Annotated in this window: 22 protein-coding genes; 12 read left to right on the top strand and 10 right to left on the bottom strand. The window is 61.5% G+C overall.

Features of this window, described 5'->3' with window-relative positions; genetic code table 11:
* Positions 1-83 precede the first annotated feature (83 nt).
* Entirely contained in the window at positions 84-1,709 is a 1,626-nt protein-coding gene (locus KIP88_RS22335) for a beta-(1-6) glucans synthase (protein WP_214490147.1), read from the top strand.
* Here the strand turns inward: KIP88_RS22335 and KIP88_RS22330 are convergent.
* Positions 1,669-2,049, bottom strand: coding sequence for a hypothetical protein (locus tag KIP88_RS22330; RefSeq protein ID WP_214490146.1), 381 nt, complete (start codon positions 2,047-2,049; stop codon positions 1,669-1,671). The two genes, KIP88_RS22335 and KIP88_RS22330, sit on opposite strands and share 41 nt — an antisense overlap.
* Before the next feature lie 97 nt (positions 2,050-2,146).
* Positions 2,147-3,457, bottom strand: coding sequence for a hypothetical protein (locus KIP88_RS22325; protein WP_214490145.1), 1,311 nt, complete (start codon positions 3,455-3,457; stop codon positions 2,147-2,149).
* Positions 3,458-3,640: 183 nt separating this feature from the next.
* Here KIP88_RS22325 and glmU point away from each other — a divergent pair, with 183 nt between their 5' ends.
* Entirely contained in the window at positions 3,641-4,999 is a 1,359-nt protein-coding gene (gene glmU, locus KIP88_RS22320; protein ID WP_214490144.1) for a bifunctional UDP-N-acetylglucosamine diphosphorylase/glucosamine-1-phosphate N-acetyltransferase GlmU, read from the top strand.
* Positions 5,000-5,133: 134 nt separating this feature from the next.
* Here the strand turns inward: glmU and KIP88_RS22315 are convergent, their stop codons facing one another.
* The 5 genes from KIP88_RS22315 to KIP88_RS22295 form a co-directional block, all read right to left on the bottom strand.
* Positions 5,134-5,664 (bottom strand): hypothetical protein, encoded by a 531-nt coding sequence (locus tag KIP88_RS22315; RefSeq protein ID WP_214490143.1) that lies wholly within the window; start codon positions 5,662-5,664, stop codon positions 5,134-5,136.
* Positions 5,665-6,498: 834 nt separating this feature from the next.
* Positions 6,499-6,954, bottom strand: a complete 456-nt coding sequence (locus KIP88_RS22310) for a DUF805 domain-containing protein (protein ID WP_214490142.1) — start codon at positions 6,952-6,954, stop codon at positions 6,499-6,501.
* 60 nt (positions 6,955-7,014) lie between these two features.
* Positions 7,015-7,710, bottom strand: a complete 696-nt coding sequence (locus KIP88_RS22305; protein WP_214490141.1) for a tetratricopeptide repeat protein — start codon at positions 7,708-7,710, stop codon at positions 7,015-7,017.
* Between the two features lie 83 nt (positions 7,711-7,793).
* On the bottom strand, positions 7,794-8,654 hold the full coding sequence (locus KIP88_RS22300) for a DMT family transporter (protein ID WP_214490140.1): 861 nt from the start codon (positions 8,652-8,654) through the stop codon (positions 7,794-7,796).
* A gap of 70 nt (positions 8,655-8,724) precedes the next feature.
* Positions 8,725-9,339 (bottom strand): TetR/AcrR family transcriptional regulator, encoded by a 615-nt coding sequence (locus KIP88_RS22295; RefSeq protein WP_214490236.1) that lies wholly within the window; start codon positions 9,337-9,339, stop codon positions 8,725-8,727.
* Between the two features lie 279 nt (positions 9,340-9,618).
* Between KIP88_RS22295 and KIP88_RS22290 the strand changes: the two genes are divergently transcribed.
* From KIP88_RS22290 to KIP88_RS22275, 4 genes are all read left to right on the top strand, one after another.
* Positions 9,619-10,107: a Twin-arginine translocation pathway signal gene (locus KIP88_RS22290; protein ID WP_214490139.1), complete on the top strand. Its 489-nt coding sequence runs from the start codon at positions 9,619-9,621 to the stop codon at positions 10,105-10,107.
* Between the two features lie 74 nt (positions 10,108-10,181).
* Positions 10,182-10,772, top strand: a complete 591-nt coding sequence (locus KIP88_RS22285) for a ferric reductase-like transmembrane domain-containing protein (protein WP_308163623.1) — start codon at positions 10,182-10,184, stop codon at positions 10,770-10,772.
* Positions 10,773-10,873: 101 nt separating this feature from the next.
* Positions 10,874-11,452 (top strand): hypothetical protein, encoded by a 579-nt coding sequence (locus KIP88_RS22280; RefSeq protein WP_214490137.1) that lies wholly within the window; start codon positions 10,874-10,876, stop codon positions 11,450-11,452.
* A gap of 153 nt (positions 11,453-11,605) precedes the next feature.
* Positions 11,606-11,809: a cold-shock protein gene (locus tag KIP88_RS22275; protein WP_214490136.1), complete on the top strand. Its 204-nt coding sequence runs from the start codon at positions 11,606-11,608 to the stop codon at positions 11,807-11,809.
* A gap of 398 nt (positions 11,810-12,207) precedes the next feature.
* Here the strand turns inward: KIP88_RS22275 and KIP88_RS22270 are convergent, their stop codons facing one another.
* On the bottom strand, positions 12,208-12,372 hold the full coding sequence (locus KIP88_RS22270; RefSeq protein ID WP_214490135.1) for a hypothetical protein: 165 nt from the start codon (positions 12,370-12,372) through the stop codon (positions 12,208-12,210).
* A gap of 561 nt (positions 12,373-12,933) precedes the next feature.
* Here KIP88_RS22270 and KIP88_RS22265 point away from each other — a divergent pair.
* On the top strand, positions 12,934-13,287 hold the full coding sequence (locus KIP88_RS22265; protein WP_214490134.1) for a hypothetical protein: 354 nt from the start codon (positions 12,934-12,936) through the stop codon (positions 13,285-13,287).
* An 868-nt stretch (positions 13,288-14,155) separates the two neighbouring features.
* Here the strand turns inward: KIP88_RS22265 and KIP88_RS22260 are convergent.
* On the bottom strand, positions 14,156-14,458 hold the full coding sequence (locus KIP88_RS22260) for a hypothetical protein (protein ID WP_214490133.1): 303 nt from the start codon (positions 14,456-14,458) through the stop codon (positions 14,156-14,158).
* An 886-nt stretch (positions 14,459-15,344) separates the two neighbouring features.
* On the opposite strand from KIP88_RS22260, the gene KIP88_RS22255 reads away from it, so the two are divergent.
* The 5 genes from KIP88_RS22255 (at position 15,345) to KIP88_RS22235 (ending at position 20,611) form a co-directional block, all read left to right on the top strand.
* Positions 15,345-15,488 (top strand): hypothetical protein, encoded by a 144-nt coding sequence (locus KIP88_RS22255; protein WP_214490132.1) that lies wholly within the window; start codon positions 15,345-15,347, stop codon positions 15,486-15,488.
* Positions 15,489-15,694: 206 nt separating this feature from the next.
* Positions 15,695-16,108: a hypothetical protein gene (locus KIP88_RS22250; protein WP_214490131.1), complete on the top strand. Its 414-nt coding sequence runs from the start codon at positions 15,695-15,697 to the stop codon at positions 16,106-16,108.
* A 754-nt stretch (positions 16,109-16,862) separates the two neighbouring features.
* On the top strand, positions 16,863-18,689 hold the full coding sequence (glmS, locus tag KIP88_RS22245) for a glutamine--fructose-6-phosphate transaminase (isomerizing) (RefSeq protein WP_214490130.1): 1,827 nt from the start codon (positions 16,863-16,865) through the stop codon (positions 18,687-18,689).
* A 92-nt stretch (positions 18,690-18,781) separates the two neighbouring features.
* Positions 18,782-19,564: a DUF502 domain-containing protein gene (locus tag KIP88_RS22240; RefSeq protein WP_214490129.1), complete on the top strand. Its 783-nt coding sequence runs from the start codon at positions 18,782-18,784 to the stop codon at positions 19,562-19,564.
* Between the two features lie 63 nt (positions 19,565-19,627).
* Positions 19,628-20,611: a dihydrodipicolinate synthase family protein gene (locus tag KIP88_RS22235; protein WP_214490128.1), complete on the top strand. Its 984-nt coding sequence runs from the start codon at positions 19,628-19,630 to the stop codon at positions 20,609-20,611.
* On the opposite strand, the gene recG is transcribed toward KIP88_RS22235, so the two are convergent.
* Positions 20,563-22,671: an ATP-dependent DNA helicase RecG gene (gene recG / locus KIP88_RS22230; RefSeq protein WP_214490127.1), complete on the bottom strand. Its 2,109-nt coding sequence runs from the start codon at positions 22,669-22,671 to the stop codon at positions 20,563-20,565. The genes KIP88_RS22235 and recG overlap by 49 nt on opposite strands.
* Positions 22,672-22,731 lie beyond the last annotated feature (60 nt).

Genomic DNA, 22,731 nt, shown 5'->3' with positions numbered 1-22,731 from the left:
CGCAGGGGATGAGGCGCAATAGGGCTATACTCCATCTTGGCAGAACGCCGATGAACGGGTAATCGACGGTCCCCGCCCGGAGGATGGAACCGATTTCTCTTCGTACGCCGCTGGCGCTTCTCCTTTCATCGCTCGGTATGATCGCGGCTCTTTGGTGGTGGCTGGCCACGCCGATTACGCTTGCGCGCGCGCCGATCGATCCCAACGCAAAGCTGCAATGCGTTTCGTACGCCCCGTTCCGCGGCGCGCAGACACCCCTGATACCGACCACGCAGATCTCTCCTGAACAGATCGCGCAGGATCTGGCGCAACTCGCCAAGATCACCGATTGCGTGCGGACCTATTCGATCGAGAACGGGCTCGACCAGGTTCCGGCGCTGGCCGCCAAGGTCGGGCTGAAGGTGATCCAGGGGATCTGGCTCTCGAGCAACCGGATCAAGAACCTCGCCCAGATCGCGATCGCGATCGAACTGACCAAGGAACATCCGGGCGTCATTACCGCGCTGGTGGTCGGCAACGAGGTGTTGCTGCGCGGCGAAATGACGACATCGGATCTCGCGGCCCATATCCGCTCGGTCAAATCGCGGGTCACGGTGCCCGTGACCTATGCCGACGTCTGGGAATTCTGGCTGCGCAACCGCGAAGTCTATGACGCCGTCGACTTCGTCACGATCCACATCCTGCCTTACTGGGAAGACATCCCGGTGCGCGCGAAATTCGCAGCCGCCCATGTCGACGACATCCGCAAGCGGATGGCGGTTGCGTTTCCAAACAAGGAAATCCTGATCGGCGAAACCGGCTGGCCGAGCGCGGGCAGGATGCGCGAGGGCGCGCTGCCGTCGCGCACCAACCAGGCGCGCGTCGTGTCCGAAATCCTCGACCTCGCCAAGCGCGAAAAGTTTCGGGTCAACCTGATCGAGGCCTATGACCAGCCGTGGAAACGCCAGCTCGAGGGCACGGTCGGCGGCTATTGGGGCCTGATCGATGACGCGCAGCGCGCGGTGAAATATCCGCCCGGCGAGCCAATCAGCAATTATCCGTCCTGGAAGCTGCAGATGGCATGCGGGATGGCGCTCAGCGCCTTCGTCTTCCTGGCGGGCTGGCTGACGCTGCGGCGGCGGCCATGGAAGCCGCGGCTGGCCTCGTGGGTCGCGGTCGGGACCTCGGCGACGACCGCCGGCATGCTGCTCGGGGTCGCCGCCGACAAGATGTTTTACGAGAGCTACGGGCTCGGCGGCTGGCTGCAATGGGGTGCGCTGCTGGCGGCCGGCATTGCGTCACCGATGCTGTGCGCAAACGCTGCGATGTCGGGACGGCCGCTGCCGACATTCCTCGAACTGCTCGGACCGCGCGACATCAGGACCAAATCGGCGCTGACGGCGCTGCTGGGTTTCGTGCTTGTTGTGACCACGGTGATCGCGGCGGGCACCGCGCTCGGCTTTGTGTTCGATCCGCGCTACCGCGACTTTCCGTTTGCTTCCCTGACCATGGCGGTGGTGCCGTTCGCGGCCTTGATGCTGCTCAACCGGCCGAAAGAGGGCGTGCGCCCGATCGCCGAATCCGCTTTTGCCGGCCTGCTGCTTGCAGCCGCGCTCTTCACCGGCTTCAACGAGGGCAACCAGAACTGGCAGGCGATGTGGACCTGCGCGGTCTATCTCTTGCTGGCGTTCACGCTGTGGCGGGCGCGGGCCGTGCAAATCCCAAAATGAGCAGGCCGATCGCAATTCCCGACAGCACGATATTGTAGAGCACGATCCCGAGTCCCGCCGCGATCAGCCCGCCGGTCAACAGCACGATCGACGGCCGCATGACGTGAAGCGTCGCAATGATCAGCGCGACGATGCCGAATACCGAATTCTTGAACAGATAGGTCGCAAGCGTCCGCGACTTGCAGAGCATGCTTTGCAGGCCGGCGTCGCAGGCGAGCGCGACGGTTGAGAACTCGACCGCGAGGTAGCGCAGGTAAAGCGCGTAACCGACGGTGACGAAGCCGACCACCAACAGGAATTGCACTTGATAGGGCGTGAGCCGGAACGGGGATTTTTTCATGGGGGCAATATGGTCGGGATTGGCTGCCGGGACAAGCGTTCGCCTGTGGCCAAGGGAGCGTGTCAAAAGTTCGGCGTAACGTTCTGTAGTCAAAAGATTATTGTGAATTTTTCCGATTGAAGAAGGACGACAATGTCGTCTGCGTTGTCGCAGGCGGCGGGTCCGGTTTCTTCGGCGCCTCCTCGACGACAACCACCGCCGCCCGCTTGGCGATGGCGGCGCGACGGCGCGGCACCGGCTTGTCGGCCGTGGGTGGCGGATCATCCGACTTCAACGACAGCCGCTGGCCATCGAAGATCGCGGTCTCGCAAGGCCGTTTGTTTTCTGTCAGGACGGCGCAGATCTTGGCGGCGGCACCGGCGTCGTTCAGGGGACCCGCGACCAGGCGAAGCTGCATGCCCAGCCCATTGGTGCTCTCCTTGATGACGATGATCGGGCGCAGCGCCGTCAGGGGGGCGTTCGATCTCGATTTCAACAGCCCGCGCCACAATGCGCGCAGGCCGTTCACCGAATTGGCGGTGCCAAGATCGATCCCGAACTCGGTTCGCTGCAGGGAGACTTTTGGCGCAGTGTCATCGTCGGCTTCCGCATCGGCTGGCGCCGACGCCACGACGTCAGGGATCGGGCTCGCGATCACGGGGTTTGGAGCCTTGCCCGGCTCGATCAGCTTGCCGGCGGCGGGATCGGGCGGGGCCATCATCGACTGCGCCGCTATCAGCGGCGTGGCGGGCGAGGGTTTTGCGGGCTCCGGCTTGATAATGTCCGCTTTTGCCGTGTCGGCCTTTGCCGCTTCCGGCTTTACGGTTTCCAGCTTGGCGCTATCCGCTTTGGCGGTCTCGGTCTTCGCGGCATCCTTTGCGGCGGAGAAGAGCGCCGCCGGGCCGGGCTCCGCCGTGGCAGCGTTGGTGGATTTGTCGGCGGCGGGCGCCGTGACCGGGGAGCTTGCTACCGGCGCAACGGCCGGCGACGGCTGCGGGTTTTGCGGCTCGGCACTGGCAACAGGCGGCGATGCCGCAGCGGAACCCTGCCGGGCGATGGCCCCGGTGACGGAATCGAGCCCCTGTTCCAGGCCGGTGACCCGGGAATACAGCCTGTCGCGATCGCGATTGAGCGTATCGATGGCGGCGGCGAGCCGCCGCGCCTCGTTCTGGGATTCCTTCGCGACCGCCTGGATCTGCTGCGCCTGCCGGGTCAGATCGGCGGCGGCGACCTGTTCCCGTTTCAATCCGAGCGACGACTGGTTGGCCAACACGGCCAAAATCACCGCGCCCGTGGCACCGACGCCCCATGATCCGATCCGCCATAGCGTGCGGCGGTCGAGTTCGTTTTCCTCGGCCAGCAAACCGCCCAGCACCCCGCCGGCGTCATCCGCCTCGAAGTCTGCGAGATGGTCTGATTTCTTGGCCAAGCGCCCTCGGCCCTCCTCAAGGCCCCTGCCGAATCACAGGGCAAACATTAACAGGAAAACCGCCGCCTACTTGAATCCGGACATTTTCGGGGCGGCGAATCGGTTTCATCTCCAGGGGAAAACAATTAAAGACGGCCGACGCCATCCGCATTGTCGGCCAAGGAAAAATAACAAGGGAATAGAATGACCGCTCGATCCAGCCTGACTGTCGTGCTTGCGGCCGGCGAGGGTACCCGCATGCGATCCTCGCTGCCGAAGGTGTTGCACCCCGTCGCCGGCCAGCCGCTGCTGGCACATGTGCTGGACGCCGCCCCGCACGGAGCCGGCGCTGCACTTGCGGTCGTGATCGGGCCGGACCACAAGGCGGTCGCCGACGAGGTCAAACGCGTCCGCGGCGATGCGGCGACCTTCGTTCAGGCCGAGCGCCTCGGCACGGCGCATGCCGTGCTGGCCGCCCGCGCGGCGATCGCGCGCGGCGCCGATGATCTGCTGGTGGCGTTCGGCGATACGCCGCTGATCTCGGCAAAGACTTTTGCGCGGCTGCGCGCGCCGCTGGAGCAGGGCGCGGCGCTCGCGGTGCTCGGTTTCCGCGCCGCCGATCCGACCGGCTATGGCCGGCTGCTGCTCGAAGGCGACCGCCTGATGGCGATCCGCGAGCATGCCGATGCCACACCTGAAGAGCGCAAGGTGACGCTGTGCAATGCCGGCGTGATGGCATTCGACGGTCGTCGTGCGCTGGAAATTCTCGACCGGATCGGCAACGCCAACAGCAAGGGCGAGTATTATCTGGTCGATGCCGTTACCATTATCAGGGAAATGGGATTGGAGGCCGTCGTGATCGAAACCAGCGAAGACGAAGTGCGCGGCATCAACACCAAGGCGCAGCTCGCCGAGGCGGAAGCGGTGATGCAGGCGCGGCTGCGCAAGGCGGCCCTCGATGCCGGCGTGACGCTGATCGCACCGGAGACGGTCCATCTCGCCGCCGATACCAGGTTCGGCAGCGACGTCACAATCGAGCCGTTCGTGGTGATCGGCCCCGGCGTCACCATCGCCGACGGCGCGGTGATCCATTCGTTCTCGCACATCGTGCAGACCTCGATCGGAAAGAAAGCCTCCGTCGGTCCCTATGCGCGCCTGCGCCCCGGCACCTCGCTCGGCGATGGCGTGCGGATCGGCAATTTCGTGGAGACAAAGGCGGCGACGATCGAAGCGGGCGCCAAGGTCAACCATCTCTCCTATGTCGGCGACGCCCATGTCGGCGCCAACGCCAATCTCGGCGCCGGCACCATCACCTGCAACTATGACGGCTTCTTCAAGCACAAGACCACGATCGGCGAGGGCGCTTTCGTTGGCACCAACTCCTCGCTGGTGGCGCCGGTGAAGATCGGCAACGGCGCCTATATCGGCTCGGGCTCCGTCATCACCAAGGACGTGCCCGATGACGCGATGGCGGTGGAACGCAGCCCGCAGAGCAACCGCGAGGGCGGCGCTGCGCGGTACCGCGAGATGAAGATGCGGGCGAAGGCCAAGAAAGAGGGTTGAGCGGAGGGCCCGCTAAGCTTTCCGCTTAAGACTGTCTCGATCCGCAACAAGGGTTCGTACAAACGGTTCAGCGGGTGGGGTTTGGCTGGAGCGACTGTCAGCACGTGGTCCGTGATCTTGACTCCCATTAGCCCTTACGTGACGGCGAACACAAAAACGCCGCGGTCGAGATACTGCCCGACATCGTGCCAATTGAAGTGCATCAAGGAGCTATTTCCAATGTAGTTCGATCGTTGGACCGCAGATGGTACGGCTAAGGCGAAACTAAGCGTCGCAGAGGCGCCAGAGGCCAGCGTCAGTCCAGAGAACGTCGGCTGCGTCAAGCGGGGAAAGCGCGCATCAACATTTAGCAAAAACGCGTCAACCGTCGGAACGACGTTGCCGGAGCCGACCCAGACGTGCGCGAACAGCCAGATAGCTTGCGTCGGGTCCGGGTTGTAGACGCCGAGATTGTAGTTGACCACTCCTCCAGGGCTCGTTGAATTCCATCCCTGCGAGATGATCATCGGTGAGTTAACACGCTTGAGCTTCTTTTCGATTTCATCCGTTGTGAGCGACGTGAAGTGCTCGCCTTCGTTCTCCCGCTTGTGCCTTTCGATCGCTTGCTGGATTTTTTTGGCTTGTTCCTTAATCTGAGCTGCGGTGAATTTGGGTTTCTTTGCCATAGTCCGCACTCTCCTTTGCACTGAAAAACGGCTCAGTGAAATTATTGCGCAGGTAAGTCCCAAGCGCTGGGGCCCGCGCCGGCACCTGCCGCCAGCGGCCGAGCGCAACCAACCAATGTAATTATCATGCAGTGCTACCGCGCCGATGTGAACTAATTCACACCTCAACGTCGTAAGGTCAAAAAAACTGAAACGGGTGGGATAGCGAGTTATCCACGGCTAACATAGCGGCGCCGAAGGCCGCAGATATCTTCGGTCCATGACACAGATTACGGCACCGCTATTGCAATTATTTCTGCATGCTGGCCCATCCGGCGGACTGATTGAAGGGATCGTTTCTGTTCAATGCTCCAATCCGCGCGTGCATCGCAATGCCGCGGCCAGTAGCCTGGTGTCGTCGAGCGGTCCCATCCAATTCGTAAAACTGTATTTGCCGCGCCACTGAAGGACCGTCGTCTTGCACCTTCTGCAAACGAAGCGGCCGACATCAATGCTCGGCCTCCTTTTCTGCGTGGCGCAATAGACCGCCTCGCAAGACAGGCAACGGAAAAAGACGCGCAATGGAGTTTGGTCCATCATTGATCTCCATATGAAAGTGATGGCCGCGCCGGTTTGCGCAAAAAGCTCAACAGCGACAACCAGGCCAGTGAGAGCAAGCGTAGCCCGGATGAGCTCAGCGACATCCGGGGGTGTGGTTCATCCCCGCATATGGCTGCGCTCATGCAGGCTACTTGCTGATCGGTTTTACACTCGGTTGTGGTTGTAGCGGCTATGGTGCAAGAGCGATCAGGACGGCTCCGGCGCAGGACTCATAGCGGTTTTCAAGCCGGCTGTTTACGCCGGGTCGGCGCCGTACAGGTTCGGCCCCTTGGTGCCCGGCAGAATGCCGAGCTCGATGATGCCCCATAGCGCGGGCGGAAGGCTCGCAAGAATCAGGATCGAGCCGGTCGCGAAATCTCCGCTCCGGCCGGTCCTGGGGTCGTCAAAGAGGACGATGCTGAAGCCGACACAGAACAGGGCGAAGGGGAGCAGCCAGAAAACCAGCAGCCACCAGCCGTTCTTGTTGCGGTCGTGCAATCGCTTAGCTCCCACGGCCAGCATCGGCCACAGGCTCAAGAGCCATATGAATTGCGAGGTCAAGGCGACCAACAGGAACGCCTCTTCGCTGTTGAGGAGAAAGGGCGCGAAGGTCAGGACCAGCGGCGCGACGATCAGCGCGAGGATCGCCAGCCAATAGACGCCGCGGCCGATCCGGCCCTCGAAGCTGAAAAGGATTTTCTGCAGTTTCATCGCATCCTCGCCAGGGGCGTCCTGTTGGGTGCTTTGATTGGTCGGTACGGCGGCGAATGCTTATTTCCTGGTGCTTTTTAAGAGTTCTTCCGCTGCCCTGACACCGCTCATTGCCTTGAGTGTTAGGGCGGTTGGTCGCGGGCTCCATTCGGAAACCATTTTTTCCGCCTTCTGAAGTTCTGGTTTGGACAACACGGCAGCCATCTCATCCACATTCTTCTTGGGCGCGAGTTTTGAGAGTTTGAAATACGCGTACGATAACGACAAATCTTTTGGCGCGGCTTTTCCTGCAGAATACGCCATGGATAAACCATAGAGGGCCATGGGAAATCCCTGATCGCCCGCCATCTTCCACCACTTTAACGCCTCTTCTGAATTGCCCTGCTGGTCATACAGAATGGCAACGTCGTGCTGGGCAAGCGCATAACCGGCTTTGGCAGAAACAAGTTTGTATTTTAGTGCTTCATTTGAGTCGGACGTTACAATGCCCGCGCCTTGCCCGTCATAGTAGCAACCAAGCTTGTAGGCTCCCAGCGGGTCGCCAGATGCAGTGGATTTTTGAAACCACGCAAATGCCTGCCTCGGATCTTTCTGGGTGCCGATGCCATTATTATGCATCATGCCAACATGGTATTGCGCCTCTGCATTTCCTTTGTTGGCCAATGCTACCATCGCATTGAAGGCGTCCGCTTCATTTGCATTGGCAGGCATTGAGAAAATCAAAAGGCATGAAAACGCCAAGGCAATAAATTTCATACTCATTCCCCGATTGGCGTCCCGGAGAGCCCAGGGTGGAGATTCTGTCGCATGAAGGAAGTCGCCACAATGCGACTTCCGGTTCAAATGAGCCGAGCGCCCGGTCTTAACTGTGTAATGGCGACGCCCGAGATCGCGAGCAGCCCACCGGCAATCAACTTTGGGGTCATGCGGTCGCCAAGGAACAACACGCTCGAAATCAAGGCGAACACCGGAAGCAGCAGACCGAAGGGGGCGACGCGGCCCATGGAGCAACGCCCGATCAGCCAGAACCAAAGGCCAAACCCGACAATTCCGCCGATGAAAATCGTGTAGGCGAGTGCCAGCCAGCCGCGTTCATCCGCCGTGACAAGGCTCGCCAGTTGTCCCTGCTCAAGGAGCAACGACATCAACATGACCTGAGGCACCGTGAGCAGCGACGACCACCCCATCAACATCAGGGGATCAAAAGGGCCGTAGCGTTTCGTCAAGACGTTGGACACTGCGAATGCGAAGGCTGCCCCGACCACAAGCAGCAGCGGAAGCGCGTTTGCCGACAGGCCAGGCTCCGCTGCCAACACGACCACGCCTGCGAATGCAATCACCACTCCGGCGGACGTGGTGAGAGACGGCCTCTCCGCGAGCAGCGGCCAGGCCAACAGGACGGTGAAGGGCGTGGCGAGTTGATAGGCGACGGCCGACATGCTTCCCGAGCCGAGCCCAAGGCCAACATAGAACAGCCCGAAGTTCAGTCCGCCAAGGAAAATCGAAATGGCCGCGACAGGGCCGAACTGTTGTCGCGCGGGCCTTTTGACGAACGGAACAAGCAGCAGCGCGATGGCCAGGAAGCGCAGTGCGAGGAAGAACAGCGGCGGAAACTCCGTAACGCCCACTTTGATGGCCACGAACTGATAACCCCAGAGCAGGGGAACGGCCACCGCGCAGACGATCTGGATGGCAGACATGGCAAATTTCCTTTCAAGACCGATCAGTCCACATATCAGCGCGCCAATAGCTGAGGTATCCTCGGGTTGTTTACCTGATGAAGCGGTCGAGAAGCGCGTCAGCGGTGGCCTGCAATGTGATCCGCCTCGGCGCCGTTTTGCCGACCACGCGCAGCCCCTCAACGAAACAGACGAGAATTCGGGCGGCACTTGAAGGCTCGACGCCATCGGCCAACTTGTCCGCCGTCTTCGCGCGGGAAAGTGCATCCGCCACCCTGGCCTCCATGGCCTTGAAAAAGCCCGCGATGCGCCGACCCACTTCAGCATCCTGGCCAGCCAGTTCCATGGCTGTGGCTACCAGCAGGCATCCGCGCCGACCCTTGGCGCCGGTCGTGCGGTCAACGTAGCCGGCAAGGTAGGCCCGCAGGCCGGCGACCGGCTCTCTGCGGGGGTCAAGTTCGATATCCATCCGTGTCAGGGCATCGGCAATGTAGCGATCAAGCGCACGCAGGAACAGCGAGTGCTTGTCACCGAAAGCGGCGTAAAGGCTGCCACGCGAGAGCTTCGTCGCGCGAAGAAGGTCCGGGAGCGCCGTGGCGTGATAGCCGCGCGACCAGAACACACCCATCGCGCGTTCGACGGCGGCGTCCACGTCAAAACTTCGGGGGCGGCCACGGGGCAACTGCACTGGGGTTTGGCGGCTCATTGCCGATATATAGACCAATTGGTCTTTAAATCGCAAGTGACCACTTCGGATCAGACGCGGGCCTTGGCCGCAGGATCAAGCCATGTCCGCAAACGGGGCCAGCGGCAGATGAACACCGTCGATCGCCTCGCATCCATCGGCGACCAGGGGCGAAGGGCACGCCCGTTCACAACACTGTTATTGCGAGCTGTCGCGCTCTTCGCCTCCCGCAACTGGGCCTCTCGCGCTTGTTGTTGTATCCTCGGCGGAGCAACTGCACGGTCGCCAGGAGGAGTTTACATGACCAGCGTCGTACTCAACCGCCGCAGCCTCCTCGCCGCTGGCGGCTTCGTCCTGGCAACCGGGGTTTCCGGGCTCCTGTTGCCCGCCCGCGCGGAAGGCCTCGCACCGACCGCTTCGATGCCGGGCGGAGCCAACAACTACTTCAAGGGCGCGCCGACCGTGGATCGGATCGGCAAGGGTGGCTTCTGGATGAGTGGCACCGTGCGCCGCGCAGGCGACGGGGCTCCGCTTGCCGGCCAGCGCATCCAGATCTGGGCGCACACGACCGAAGGGCGGGAGCATGACCCGCATAGTCATGGCGCCACGCTCACCGACAAGAACGGGGCGTTCCGTCTTGAGATGCCGCAGATCGTTCCCGTCTTTGGCCAACCGCATGGTCACCTCGCCTATGACAGTGGTGAATTCAAAACCGTCTTTCTGCGTCCCGTGATGCGGAGCGCAAAGGATACCAGCCTGGAGGCGCACTTCGTCCTGCAGCCGGTCTGACCGAGTTGCGAACGACGGGGTGGAGATTGACCCGGGTCACCCTGATCTGGGTCGCCCTTGCAGCAGCCGTTTGCGTGCCGATCGCCGCGGCAGCGGCGAGCCCGCTGCTCGCATGGCGCGATCCGCTCTACATACTGGCCGGATTCGCAGGGATTGTCGCACTGGGCCTCATGCTGTTTCAGCCTCTTCTGATTGGCGGATACTTGCCGGGACTGTCGGCCCGTATCGGGCGGCGTGTACATCCCTGGATCGGAGGCGCGCTGGTCGTGGCGGTGCTGATCCACGTCGGGGGTCTTTGGATCACCAGTCCGCCTGATATGATTGACGCGCTTCTCTTCGTATCCCCGACGCCGTTCTCCCCCTGGGGTGTGATCGCCATGTGGGCAATCTTCGCCGTCGCGCTTCTAGCTGCACTCCGCCGGCGATTGGGACTGCGACCGCGAACGTGGCGCATCGCCCATATGCTGCTCGCGGTTATCATCGTCGTCGGGAGTGTGGTCCATGGCATGCTGGTCGAGGGGACGATGGAGACGTTCTCGAAGGCAGCGCTTTGCGCGCTGCTCCTCGCAATGACTATAAAAGTCATGGCTGGCCTGAGGGTGTGGAGAAAGCGAGCGACGTCGCGCGGAGAGAATATTGCGCGGCAGGAAACTGAGCAAGCGTAAGCCCGGATGAGCGCAGCGACATCCGGGGTCGTGATTTATCCCCGCATATCGCTGCGCTCATGCGGGCTACTTGCTGTTCGGTGATCTGGAGCATGTCACCAATGAAACGCTGTCTCGCTGCTTTCGCAATCGCCGCCAGCCTGTTCGCACCAGTTGCGCACGCCAATGATGCCTTGGAAGCCAAGGTGCGGGCCTACGTTCCGGTCGTCTCCCTCGCCAAAGCATGTGACCTCAGGATCAATGACGCCACCTCGGGTGACCACCGCGCCATGCTCGAATCGGTGAAATCCGACCCGAACGCCAACAAACTCGCCTACCGCGTGCATTACGAAACGCAGACGGCCTACATCAAGGCCCGCGACGGAGGTCAACGGGTCGCCTTCTGCAAAGACTTCATCGCAGCCAACAGCCAATACGCCAAGGCGCGCTTCACCGCCGTGGTCGAGGACCACATGAGCGACGTCGGCACTGGTGTGCAGAAAGCGATTGCCCACAACGTCTGCGGTGCGCCCCCCGTCAAGCTGTCCAAGGCCGACTGGAAACCGTACGCGCAAATCAAAAAGATGCTTCAGAACGAGCAAAAGTTGGCCAGGGAAAACGCCGAGACGAACGGCTGGAACGTCACCGAGGAAACGACAGCGGTCACGGAACAGTTCTGCGCGGCGGTAAAAACCCGATGAGCCGCTCGCTGCGGCCCCGGCGCGTCTGTCATCGCAATTTCATCCCACAGCATAGGTCGATGGCTGCGACAGTTATATTGTCCTTTGGGGAGGGTTGCGGCGCGCCGCGCTACCGATTTAGGCTGCCACCATTGGCTCAATGGGAGGTTTTCAGTGGCGATAGGTACTGTGAAGTGGTTTAACCCAACGAAGGGATATGGATTCATTCAACCCGACACTGGTGGCAAGGATGTCTTCGTGCACATTTCGGCCGTCGAAAAAGCGGGACTGAGTAGCCTCAAAGAGGGGGCCAAGGTGAGCTACGAAGAAGTGAGCAACCGTGGCAAGACGTCCGCTGAAAATCTGAGAGTCGGATAAAATCAATTCCGCCGGCTAGGACCCCAGAGCGGGGGGCGTGGCTGTCATTACCGTGACGGTGCTTTAACTTTTGAGACGCGGCGCGATGGCGCATTTCCGATGAGCCCCGCACGCGTCAATTGAATGCACTGTCACCGTAATTCCCGCCTAATTGGGTCGCCGCGGTCGCCGTAAGTCAAGCGGTCCTGTCCAACCCGTAAAACTGTATTGGGTGCCCCACCACCGGTGCACCGTCGTGTTGCACCTTTTGCAAGTGAAGCGGCCGACAACAATGCTCGGCTTCCGTATCTGCGTCGCGTGGTAAACCGCCTTGCAATACAGGCAACTGAAAAAGACGCGCAATGGAGTTTGGTCTGTCATCGCTTCGTACAAAAGGGGTGATTTCAGGTCTTTGCGGATCAGCAAGCGCGTTTCGCGGCGATGTTGGCCTTCAAATCGGCGGCCATTGCCCGAATCTGTTCGGTCATCCGGATGACAGGTAAGAGTTTGGCGAGCTTGGCGATCAGTTCGAAGTCTTCTGTGTCCAGCAGAAGTGTTTCCAACCGTTCTCTATATTCGTCCATTTTGGTCTGCTGCTCGCGCGTACGCCTGCTTGCAGGTGAAGCCGACCGAGACATCTAAATGGAAACGCGAATCGTAACTTGTGATTTCGCGCCAATTGCTTGTGAATGCGCGCCAGCGACAGCTTATCGCGGTTAAATTCTGTTCATGCCCGCAGGAGAGCAGCGCGGGATTTTGCGCTGCGGATTTGCGGTGATGATCGGCTAGGATCGCCCGTAAGTTTACGGTGTGCAGCAAGCGTAGCCCGGATGAGCGTAGCGACATCAGGGGGCAATCTCCGCATATCGCTGCGCTCATGCGGGCTACTTGCTTCGTTTATCTCACCGGCGGGCTTCTGTTTGGCACGCTGGCGATCGTTTACTACCGCCGCCTGATCGACAGGGTGGAGAGTGCTCCTGCCAAAGCCGCCGCAGGCTCATGACGACATGATAAAGTCCGAGCCTTCTCTGACCGACTAATCACGCAATGTGACAAGCCTCACAATACGAAGCTCCGCGTCACTACACAATCGACCCCATGTCCACCGTCCTGTGCCGGGCAGTAAACTAATTGGAACAAAGGTCATGAAAAGCTTTCGCTTCGTCACCCCGGCGCTCGCGACGACGCTTGGAGTTGACGGGTTCACTTGCTTTGCCAGGCGCTTCGCGTCGTTGTCGGTCGCAGCAACGGTTTTAGCCGGAGTTTTTCTAACGCCGTCAAGTTCCTTTGCCTGCGAGGCACGCATCAACCTTGCGGCGGTAGAGCAAGAGCTAGCTAAGCCCAGCCTAAGTGCCGACCTCCACCGCGAGGCAAACGCGATCAAGAACAAAGCTGCAAGTGCAATTCAAGCTGGCCGGCGGGAGGAAGGGCGTCATCTATATTTCGAGCTCATGGCTTTGCTGGGCGTTCCAACATTTGCGGGGCGCTTTCGATGTTAGCATTACGGTGCACTGTCACCGTAATTCCATCGTCACGTTTCGCAAGTCTGGCATTGACGCGTTGTTTATGGATGACGTGTTTCTGACGGCGCAGGCCTGACTTCGACCCGAAGGCTTGGGAAAGCCGGCTATCGAGCCTGTTGGATGCAATTTTCTCAGCGTCGGGCCGCTAGATCGTGGGACTTAGCACACGCGGCAATATCCCCAAGATGCGCAACAGCTGCCGGCCGCGCAACCGACCGCGCAGGCACGGACCGCACAGCCCCGGACCGCGCAGCCACGGACCGCACAGCCACGGCAGCCACGGGCCGCGCAGCCGCGGCAGCCACGGGCCGCGCAGCCACGGCAGCCACCGCGGGCGGCTAGCTGCACGCCGCTGCCAACGTTTTCCTTATCGAGGAGATGGAACGTGGCGAGACTGACGTCGGCCATTTCCTCTTCGCTAAGGACTAAGCGCTGATTAGGAGGGGTACTGTCAGATTGCGCGATATCAGCAGCGGGCATCGTGGATGCTGATGTGCTACCCAGCAGCGAAAAACCCAGTCCGGTGGCACCCAGCACCGTCACGGCGGCGGCTGTGGTTGTGCTCTTCTGCTTCGAAGCTTGCTTGACCCGTGGCATGGTCTGCATCCTCCGTAAGTTCTTATGATGGTGCTTGCGGTCGCAAGTGTGCGCTTGGCAAATCCGGCGCGCAAGGGTTAGCAGTGCGATAAGATGCGAACCGTCCCATCGAGTTCCCATTCATCTTCATGAACGAGATCGACACATAGCCGCTTTTGGTCGAGCGAAACCAGTTTCTCATGGCGGCGGCTCGATGCCGGCGTCGCGCAGCGTCAGCAACTCGCGCCCGTCGGGCAAAATGATAGGGTCAACGAACCGTTTGAACCAGGCCATCAGCCGCACCCGGATCATCTTGTCGGATGTGAAACGCCAGCAAAGCTCCGAGCGAAAACAGCAGCATCGAAGCGCTCATTGAAGTCGCAAGGACGGTAGCGTGGGTCGGTCTTGGATTGCGGAAGGCAAATCGCTGGATCAGGTAGCCCGCAATTAGCCAGATTGCGGCGCCGGCGCCGAGTGTTGCGCCGGCAATCGCTGCCTCCACGACCCCGTCGTTCATACCCGATCCTCGATCAATGATTTCGCCGGATGCCATCCAGTGATGAAAGCTCAATTGAACATCGGCGGGCGGATTCGTGTCGGTTCACTTTGTAACCGTCGCGCCAGGAATTTCGTAAAGTGATGCGTCGACGCATCATTTTTGATGGCGATTAACGCCTCTCTGGCTGGCACCATCCGGCGCCATGCGGTCGCCAGTCCGGCGCCATCGCTCGCCGCGATCGAACCGGCGATATTTTTCCGCGGTCCAGGCTTGGTGATCGCGCCAGGACCTATCGCGATCGGCTGCACCCCAACCAGGCGATTAGCTGCTAGCAGGCGTAGCCGAGCACGGCCCCGCCGGGGCTTTGGGGGCTGGTAAGGCGGAGGCCGTGCCGGGTCAGACTGTTACGCGCACTGAGTCGGCCCAGACAAACCAGACGATCTCCGGATGTCTGAAAGATGGCGGGCCGGGAAGTTCTCACGCAGGAGGCCGACAACGCTCGCCGCCGCGCCCGCATAGCCCCATGTGGCTGGCGCGTGAAGTTTGAGCTGGCCGAGGGCTTGCCCGATGCTAAGTTTTCCCGATGGGGAAAGTGGATTGGTTCGCTATCACGTTGGTGGTGCTTGGAATGTTGCCGGTCGTGCTGGTCGCTATCGCGCTTCTCTCATTCTAGTTAGAAAGCGCACATGCCCACAGTTGAACAGTGCAGAGCTTATGCTGTGGAATACAAGCTCCTTGGTGCCGATCCGAGAAATTCAGGCCGCCGGTCTAACGTGCTCAAGAGCATTTCACGTAGCTGGGCAGCACTAGCGAACCAACTTGAGAGCCTAGAGATAATCGAGAGATCGGAGGGGAAGTAAGGTCGCCTCAGCCACGGCACCTTAGCCAGTACCCATGCGGGTGTGCGAGAATTTCGGCCGGATTTCTGCCGCAGCATGTACAGGTGAAGTTTGGTTCGATGTCGGAGAGCTCGGACATCATCGGCCCAGCCGTCGGCATTTGTTTCGACGTGACGACTGCAGCGGTGATCGCGGCAATTTCCGGTCCAATGGTGCGGGCGCAGATCTGCGTGACATGGAATTCGAATGTCGCGAGACGCTGACCGTCTCGTTGGAGCCGATGGCGACCTCGTAGGGCGCTATAGAGCCCGCCGGAATCGGGCGTTTCCGAAATTCAAGCAGCCCCCGCAAAACATCGGATATTCTCGCCGCGTCGAGAATGCGATGTTTTGGCCACAGGGGTTTTAAGCTGTCCGAATCCCCTTTCGCAAGTAGGAGGCGCACTGAATCAAATTCATGGAGGCCCATAATGAAGGCCGTGTTTGGCGTGCTGTTTTATTTTCTGCTTTCGGCTTTGGTTTTTGCTCATGAACATACGAATGCCGTACCGGAGATCGATCGGAAGTTTCTCGACAATCTTCAGCGACCGGACAACCGTCCTGATGATCGTCGCGACAAGAAATCCAAATCATGCTGCACAGACAAGGATGCCGTAAAAGTCGAGTACAAGATGGTCGTTCCCGAGGGCGCTAAGTATCCGGAGCCTGAGTGGTACGTGTGGATTGAGTCGTATAAACCGGACGGCACACCGAGCGAATACAAATGGGTGAAAGTGCCATCAGAGAAAATCGTAGTATTCGCCTTCAGGTCAGGCATACGTGTATGTGATCGCCCACAGCATCCAATGCTTTGTGCGCCCACAGACGCGGTACTAAAGACCTAGCGCCTGCGCTTCTCGGCTATTGCTTACGCTCTCGGGTGCAGCGGGCGATCTCGTGCCAGCGTGGAACGGCGGCGAAGACTGCGAATCGCCGCGGAAATCAAAATTCGGCATGCGGACTGTCCGCACCACCATCATCAGCAGGCTCAACCGCACCGACCACGTCGGCCTCGCAGCGCGCCTCGGCACAGTGGCTCGCAGGCGTCGCAGAACGTGCGCTATCGCGCCACCGCTGCGGTTGTTATCGCAAACGTCAGCGGTGCCCGCAGGATCTTGATGGGGGTGTCATCCGGTGCATCGCAGAATTTTGCACAGCAAATTATAGCTCCCGCGGATCGCGACACAGATGTGAACACAACAGCCACATCGCGTTGATTCATCTCAAAGTTTTGGTCCATTCTTCTCCATTGCGCAGGGAATGCCGGATTGCCTCCGCTGAACCTGTATGCTCGTGTGCGTTTCCTTCTACCCATTGCACGCGAGGCCGCGGGTGCAGCGAGCACCCGGCATTCCCTGCTCCCTCTTTCTTGGGGGGAACCAAGGCCATAGCTCGGGCAGGTCATGCCGCGAGATCGCGGACCCCTGTTCCGCACGCCTGGCGGCTGTGACAGGTTAATACCCGGTTTGGCTACCCATTAAGCTTTCCACTTAAGACTGTCTCAATCCGCAATAATTATTGAGTATCCGTAAGATAGCGAATTTCGTTAAGAGACTGGCGGGTTGCGACGCTATTCGTCGATTTGGGGTATTGAACCGCATGTGCGGCATTGTCGGCATTCTTGGGAAAGCTCCGGTCGCGGAGCTGTTGGTAGATTCGCTCAAACGCCTTGAATATCGGGGCTATGATTCCGCTGGCGTCGCCACGCTGGAAGGCGGTCACCTCACGCGCCGCCGCGCCGAGGGCAAGCTGAAGAACCTCGAAAAGCGGCTGGAGGCAGAACCGCTCAAGGGTTACACCGGGATCGGGCATACCCGCTGGGCGACTCACGGCAAGCCGACCGAGAACAATGCCCATCCGCATGCGACCGATCGCGTCGCCGTGGTTCACAACGGCATCATCGAAAATTTCCGCGAGTTGCGCGAAGCGCTCGAGAAGAAGGGGGCGGTCTTCAAGACCGAAACCGATACCGAGATCGTTCTGCATCTGGTCGACAATCTGCTTCAGCAGGGCATCAGCCCGGTCGAGGCGGTGAGGGCGGCGTTGTCGGAACTGCGCGGCGCGTTCGCGCTCGGGTTCATCTTCGCCGGCGACGACGACCTGATGATCGGCGCCCGCAACGGCCCGCCGCTGGCGATAGGTCATGGCGACGGCGAAATGTATCTGGGTTCGGACGCGATCGCGCTCGGGCCGTTCACCGATACGATCAGCTATCTCGAAGACGGCGACTGGGTGGTGCTGACGCGCAAGGGCGCTGTCATCTACGACAAGAACCACGCGATCGTTCACCGCGACGCAGTCAAGCACAGCGCCTCGACCTCGCTGGTGGATAAAGCAAACTACCGCCACTTCATGGCCAAGGAAATCCACGAGCAGCCGGAAGTGGTCGGCCACACCCTGGCGCGCTATGTCGACATGGCGAGCGAGCGCGTCACCTTGCCGGTCAAGCTGCCGTTCGACTTCAAGGACGTCCAGCGCATTTCGATCACGGCCTGCGGCACCGCGAGCTACGCCGGCTACGTCGCCAAATACTGGTTCGAGCGCTTCGCGCGCGTACCGGTCGAAGTCGATGTCGCCTCCGAATTCCGCTACCGCGAAGCTCCCTTGCGCAAGGGTGATCTCGCGATCTTCATTTCGCAGTCCGGCGAGACCGCCGATACGCTGGCTGCGCTGCGCTACGCCAAGGCCGAGGGCGTCCACACCGTATCTGTCGTGAACGTGCCGACCTCGACGATAGCGCGCGAAAGCGAAACCGTGCTGCAGACGCTGGCCGGTCCCGAAATCGGCGTCGCCTCGACCAAGGCGTTCACCTGCCAGCTGATGGTGCTGGCCTTGCTCGCGGTCGCCGCCGGCAAGGCGCGCGGCGAGTTGTCGGATGAGGACGAGACAAAGCTCGTTCACGGCCTCGTCGAGATTCCGCGCCTGATGGCGGCGGCGCTGACGATCGAGCCGCAGATCGAGAAGCTGGCGCGCGACATCTCGAAATCGAAGGACGTGCTCTATCTCGGCCGCGGCACCAGCTACCCGCTGGCGCTGGAAGGCGCGCTGAAGCTGAAGGAAATTTCCTACATTCACGCCGAGGGCTATGCCGCCGGCGAACTCAAGCACGGGCCGATCGCCCTGATCGACGAGAACATGCCGGTCGTGGTGATCGCGCCGCACGACCGGGTGTTCGAGAAGACCGTCTCCAACATGCAGGAAGTCGCGGCCCGCGGCGGCAACATCATTCTGATGACCGACGCCAAGGGGGCGGCGGAAGCCACCATCGAATCACTGGTCACCATCGTGCTGCCCGACATGGCGTCGGCGTTCACCCCGATGGTCTACGCCGTCCCGGTGCAGCTGCTAGCCTATCATACCGCCGTGGTGATGGGGACCGACGTGGATCAGCCGCGAAATCTCGCGAAATCGGTAACGGTCGAATAGGCCTAGGCCCATTGGCTGTCACGTAGGCCCTTCAAAAACCTGCTAGGATGGCTTAGCTGGGATCAAGCCGGCTGCTCCGACCTGGAACCACGATGAACCGCGAAGAACTACCCCCGACTGCGCCCCCGGAGGAACCCCTGCTGGACGCGCACCCTCCCGGGCTGATGGCCCGTTTCCGGAACTATTTTCTGACCGGACTGATTGTCGCAGGGCCGGTCGCGATTACGCTCTACCTGACCTGGTGGTTCGTGAACTGGGTGGACAGCATCGTCCGTCCGTTCGTGCCGACGGCCTACCGGCCGGAAACCTACCTGCCGTTCGGACTGCCCGGCTCGGGCCTGATCGTGGCCGTGGTCGCCCTGACGCTGCTGGGCTTCCTCACCGCCAACCTGATCGGGCGGACGCTGGTCGACCTCGGCGAACGCCTGCTCGGCCGCATGCCGGTGGTGCGCGCGATCTATCGTGGCCTCAAGCAGGTGTTCGAGACGCTGTTCTCGGGCAAGGGATCGAGCTTTCGAAAGGTCGGCCTGGTCGAATTTCCCTCCCCGGGGATGTGGTCGATCGTCCTGATCTCGCAGTCGCCGAGCGTGAACATCGCCAGCCAGCTTCCCGGCCAGGAGGAGCATATTTCGGTGTTCCTGCCCTGCGCGCCGAACCCGACCACGGGTTTCTTCTTCTACGTCCCGAAGAGCAAGATCATCGAAGTCGACATGAGCACCGAGGATGCCGCGACGCTGATCATGTCCGCCGGCGTGGTGCAGCCGGGCTCCGATCCGCAGAAACGCAATGCCGCGCTGGCCGGCATGGCGAACGCGGCGCGCGTGGCGAATTCGGCCGCGCTGCAGCCGGCTCCCGCAAAGGTGAAGGTGGAGTAGGGCACGCGCAACGCTCCTCCGCCGTCATTGCGAGCGCAATGACGGATAGACAGGCTCAAATTCATGACCAAGAAGATCGAAGGCATCATTCCCGTGATGATCACGCCGTTTACCGCGAACGGCCAGATCGACTATCCGGGACTCGGCCGGCTGGTGGAATGGTACATCGACAATGGTTCAGACGCGCTGTTCGCAGTCTGTCAGTCCAGCGAGATGCAGTATCTCAGCCTGGAAGAACGGGTTGAACTCGCCGCCTTCGTCAGGCAAGCCGCCGCCGGCCGCGTGCCTGTGATCGCTTCCGGCCACATCAGCGAAAGCCTGGATGACCAGCTTGCCGAGCTGACCGCGATCGCCGCGACCGGCGTCGACGGCATGGTGCTGGTCACCAACCGTCTCGACGCCAGGCAGGAAGGCGGCAGCAAGTTCATCGACGACCTGAGCTGGCTGCTCGACCGGCTGCCGAAGCACATTCCCCTCGGGCTCTACGAGTGCCCGGCGCCCTATCGGCGCCTGCTGACCGACGATGAACTGACGTTCTGCGCGGGTAGCGGCCGCTTCGTCATCCTCAAGGACGTTTCCTGCGACCTCGAAACCGTGAAACGCCGGGTGGCGCTGACCAGGGGCACGCCGCTTGCCATCGTCAACGCCAATGCGGCGATTGCCTATGATGCGATGAAAGCCGGTTCACGCGGGTTCACCGGCGTGTTCACAAATTTTCATCCCGATCTCTACAAGTGGCTGATGACCGAGGATGCCGGCCATCCGGCACTGGCGGACGAACTTTCGGTCTATCTCGCACTGTCCGCGATGGCCGAACCGATGGGCTATCCCAAGCTTGCAAAATTCTATCACCAGCGTCTCGGCACGTTTTCCTGCACCGACAGCCGTGCCGTTACCTTCGATATCCACGAAAAATTCTGGGCGCTGGACGCGTTGATCGACAAGATCGTCGAGGGCACCGAGCACTACCGGCGTCGCGTTGCTCACACTCGGGCGAGTTATCCCGCGCCGATCAGCGGCACGGCCTCATCGCGCTCGTACAGGTAAAGCAGGCAGCGCAGCGCCTCGCCGCGCTCGCCCTTCAGCTTCGGATTGTCCTTCATGATGCGCAGCGCCTCGTCGCGCGCCTGCGTGATGAGTTGGGCGTGCACGTCGGAGCGGGCGATGCGATAGCCGGGCAGGCCGCTCTGGCGGATGCCGAGCACGTCGCCTTCGCCGCGCAGCTTCAGGTCCTCCTCGGCAATCCGAAAGCCGTCGGTGGTCTCGCGGATCACCTTCAGCCGCGCCTTCGACATTTCGCCGAGCGGCTCCTTGTAGAGCAGCAGGCAGGTAGACGCCTCCGAGCCGCGCCCGATCCGGCCGCGCAGCTGGTGCAATTGTGCGAGCCCGAAGCGCTCGGCGTTCTCGATCACCATGATGGTCGCGGCGGGGACGTCGACGCCGACCTCGACCACCGTGGTCGCCACCAGGAGCCCGATCTCGTGGGCGGCGAATTGCGCCATCACGCGGTCCTTCTCCGTGCCCTTCATCTGCCCGTGGACGAGACCGACCTTGTCGCCGAAGCGTTGCCGCAGCTTTTCAAACCGTTCCGTCGCGTTGGTGAGGTGTTCGGTACCTTCGGCTTCCGATTCCTCCACCAGCGGGCAGATCCAGTAGACCAGCTTGCCGGCCTGCAGCGCGCGGCCGACGCCATCCGTCACCTCGTCGAGGCGGCTCATCGATATGGTGCGGGTTTCGATCGGCTGGCGACCGGCTGGCTTCTCGCGCAATTCGGAGACGTCCATGTCGCCGAAATAAGTGAGCACCAGCGTGCGGGGGATCGGCGTCGCGCTCAGGACCAGCACGTCGACCGCTTCGCCCTTGTTGGTGAGCGCGAGCCGTTCGCGCACGCCGAAGCGATGCTGCTCGTCGACCACGGCCAGCGCCAGCGCCTTGAAGATCACGTCGTCCTGGATCAGCGCATGCGTGCCGACAAGGAAATCGATCTCGCCCGCTTCCAGCTGGGCGAGGATTTCGCGGCGCTCCTTGCCCTTCTCGCGGCCGGTCAGGATCGCCACGTGCAAGCCCGCACGCTCGGCGAGCGGCGCGATGGTCTTGATATGCTGGCGGGCAAGGATTTCGGTCGGCGCCATCAGCGCGGCCTGCTTGCCGACCTCGACGACCGCAGCCGCGGCGAGCAGCGCCACTACCGTCTTGCCGGACCCGACGTCGCCCTGCAGCAGCCGCAGCATGCGCACCGGCTGGCGCAGATCCTCGGCGATGGCCGCGACCGCCTCGCGCTGTGAGGATGTGAGCGCGTAAGGAAGGGCGTCGATGATCTTGTGGCGCAGGTGGCCGTCGCCGGCGTTGCGGTCGCCGGCCGGGCGCCGCAACTGCGCGCGTACCAGCGCCAACGCCAGTTGACCGGCCAAAAGTTCGTCGAAGGCGAGCCGCGACCAGAACGGGCCGTCCGGCAGGATGTCGGCGAGTTCGACCGGCACATGCACGCGGTTCAACGCTTGGCCGATCGGCGGAAAGCTGCAGCGGCGAATGACTTCCGGGCTGATCCACTCGGGCAATTCCGGCAGCTTCTGCAGCGCCTGTGCGATCGCGCGGCGAAGCGAGCCGAGCGCGAGACCTTCGGTGAGGGGATAGACCGGATCGATACCGGTCAGTTTTGAGAACGCCGCTTCGTCCACGACCCGATCGGGATGCACGATCTGCGGGATGCCGTCGTACATCTGCAGCGTGCCGGACACGTAGCGCTTCTCGCCGACCGGCAGCAGCTTTTCGACATAGCCGGGCTTGGCACGGAAAAACGTCAGCACCACGTCGCCGGTATCGTCTGAGGCATAGACGAGGTAGGGCGCGCGGGAATTGCGCGGCGGTGGCGGCCGATGGCGATCCACGGTGACTTCCAGCGTCACCACGGTTCCCTGCACGGCCTCGCGAATCTTCGGCCGCGCCCGGCGATCGATCACGGAGGCCGGCAGGTGCAGCAAGAGATCGACCGGCCGCGGCGTCTCATCGCGGCTGAGCAGATAGCGCAACAGCTTGTCCTGCTTCGTCCCGACGCCAGGAAGGGTCGTGACCGATGCAAACAATGGATTGAGCAGGGTGGGGCGCATTAAGGAAACCTAAGACCGTTTCGTGCCGTCATGCGCGGGTTTAGGCGAGACGTCCACGGC

Origin of the sequence: Bradyrhizobium sp. SRL28 (genome assembly GCF_018596315.1) — a bacterium.
In the GTDB taxonomy this organism is placed as follows: domain Bacteria; phylum Pseudomonadota; class Alphaproteobacteria; order Rhizobiales; family Xanthobacteraceae; genus Bradyrhizobium.
The sequence above is the reverse complement of the archived record's forward strand: the minus strand, read 5'-3'. Positions and strand labels throughout refer to the sequence as shown.

Bases quoted from the DNA above. Each gene is read 5' to 3' on its own strand.
- KIP88_RS22280 (WP_214490137.1), top strand. From the start codon at position 10,874: ATGAAACGCTGTCTCGCTGCTTTCGCAATCGCCGCCAGCCTGTTCGCA.
- KIP88_RS22235 (WP_214490128.1), top strand. From the start codon at position 19,628: ATGACCAAGAAGATCGAAGGCATCATTCCCGTGATGATCACGCCGTTT.
- recG (WP_214490127.1), bottom strand. From the start codon at position 22,671: ATGCGCCCCACCCTGCTCAATCCATTGTTTGCATCGGTCACGACCCTT.
- KIP88_RS22310 (WP_214490142.1), bottom strand. From the start codon at position 6,954: ATGAAACTGCAGAAAATCCTTTTCAGCTTCGAGGGCCGGATCGGCCGC.
- KIP88_RS22290 (WP_214490139.1), top strand. From the start codon at position 9,619: ATGACCAGCGTCGTACTCAACCGCCGCAGCCTCCTCGCCGCTGGCGGC.
- KIP88_RS22335 (WP_214490147.1), top strand. From the start codon at position 84: ATGGAACCGATTTCTCTTCGTACGCCGCTGGCGCTTCTCCTTTCATCG.
- glmU (WP_214490144.1), top strand. From the start codon at position 3,641: ATGACCGCTCGATCCAGCCTGACTGTCGTGCTTGCGGCCGGCGAGGGT.
- KIP88_RS22270 (WP_214490135.1), bottom strand. From the start codon at position 12,372: ATGGACGAATATAGAGAACGGTTGGAAACACTTCTGCTGGACACAGAA.
- KIP88_RS22265 (WP_214490134.1), top strand. From the start codon at position 12,934: ATGAAAAGCTTTCGCTTCGTCACCCCGGCGCTCGCGACGACGCTTGGA.
- KIP88_RS22300 (WP_214490140.1), bottom strand. From the start codon at position 8,654: ATGTCTGCCATCCAGATCGTCTGCGCGGTGGCCGTTCCCCTGCTCTGG.
- KIP88_RS22250 (WP_214490131.1), top strand. From the start codon at position 15,695: ATGAAGGCCGTGTTTGGCGTGCTGTTTTATTTTCTGCTTTCGGCTTTG.
- KIP88_RS22295 (WP_214490236.1), bottom strand. From the start codon at position 9,339: ATGAGCCGCCAAACCCCAGTGCAGTTGCCCCGTGGCCGCCCCCGAAGT.
- KIP88_RS22255 (WP_214490132.1), top strand. From the start codon at position 15,345: ATGTCGGAGAGCTCGGACATCATCGGCCCAGCCGTCGGCATTTGTTTC.
- KIP88_RS22305 (WP_214490141.1), bottom strand. From the start codon at position 7,710: ATGAAATTTATTGCCTTGGCGTTTTCATGCCTTTTGATTTTCTCAATG.
- KIP88_RS22315 (WP_214490143.1), bottom strand. From the start codon at position 5,664: ATGGCAAAGAAACCCAAATTCACCGCAGCTCAGATTAAGGAACAAGCC.
- glmS (WP_214490130.1), top strand. From the start codon at position 16,863: ATGTGCGGCATTGTCGGCATTCTTGGGAAAGCTCCGGTCGCGGAGCTG.
- KIP88_RS22240 (WP_214490129.1), top strand. From the start codon at position 18,782: ATGAACCGCGAAGAACTACCCCCGACTGCGCCCCCGGAGGAACCCCTG.
- KIP88_RS22330 (WP_214490146.1), bottom strand. From the start codon at position 2,049: ATGAAAAAATCCCCGTTCCGGCTCACGCCCTATCAAGTGCAATTCCTG.